Origin of the sequence: Mycobacterium sp. WUMAC-067, from assembly GCF_020217485.1 — a bacterium.
Classification (GTDB): domain Bacteria; phylum Actinomycetota; class Actinomycetes; order Mycobacteriales; family Mycobacteriaceae; genus Mycobacterium.
Genome location: NZ_JAEKMI010000171.1, coordinates 1 through 728 on the forward strand (window position 1 = coordinate 1; position 728 = coordinate 728).

Below are 728 nucleotides of genomic sequence, written 5' to 3' on the forward strand. Positions count from 1 at the left end.
CGGATCGATATTCGGTGCGGCACAACGGCTCAGCGCCGGCGCACTGGTGTGGGGCGGGCTGGTTCTCATCGGCATCATCGCCACAGTTGCCCTGCACCACCTCAACCCCGCCCGCTCCGCCGGACCCGCGTTCTCCGATGCGCGGGTTGAGTCGTGTCCATCAGAAGAAGTCCAGGCGGAAACAGTGAGGAGCAGCCCATGATTTTTGTGACTACCCAGCCGAAGGCTCTGACTGCACCGGCAGACGATATGCAGGGCATCGGCTCGGCGATGAGCGCCGAAAACGCGGCCGTGGCCGCCCCGACGACCGGGGTGGTTCCCGCCGCCGCCGGTGAGGTGTCGGCGTTGACGGCGCTGCAGTTCGCCGCGCGCGCGCAGATGTACCAGGCCGTCAGCGCCCAAGCTGCGGCGATCCACGAATTAGTCGCGAAACCCCTTGGTGTCAGAGCTGATTCGTATGCGCTCACCGAGGCCGCCAACGCGATCGCGGCCGGCTAAGCACTCCGAGGTGAATGATGGATTTCGCAGCTTTGCCACCCGAGATCAACTCGGCAAGGATTTATGCCGGTCCGGGCCCGGGCTCGATGCTGGCCGCAGCGTCGGCCTGGGCGGGGCTCGCCGAGCAGCTATATGCGGAGGCCGCTTCGTATTCCTCGGTGGTTTCAGGGCTGACGAGCGGACCGTGGCTGGGTCCGGCGTCGGCGGCGATGGCCGCCGCGAGCGCCCCT

The 728-nt window shown here is 67.0% G+C and carries 2 protein-coding genes and 1 pseudogene; all 3 read left to right on the forward strand.

Annotation, left to right across the window (positions count from 1 at the left end):
- Positions 1–202 (forward strand): annotated as a pseudogene (locus JF781_RS28060) (MFS transporter); the annotation flags it as partial.
- Positions 199–498, forward strand: coding sequence for a PE family protein (locus tag JF781_RS28065; protein WP_036429500.1), 300 nt, complete (start codon positions 199–201; stop codon positions 496–498). The pseudogene JF781_RS28060 and the gene JF781_RS28065, both read left to right, overlap by 4 nt.
- A gap of 17 nt (positions 499–515) precedes the next feature.
- On the forward strand, positions 516–728 hold a 213-nt coding region (locus tag JF781_RS28070), incomplete at its 3' end, for a PPE domain-containing protein (RefSeq protein ID WP_225341370.1).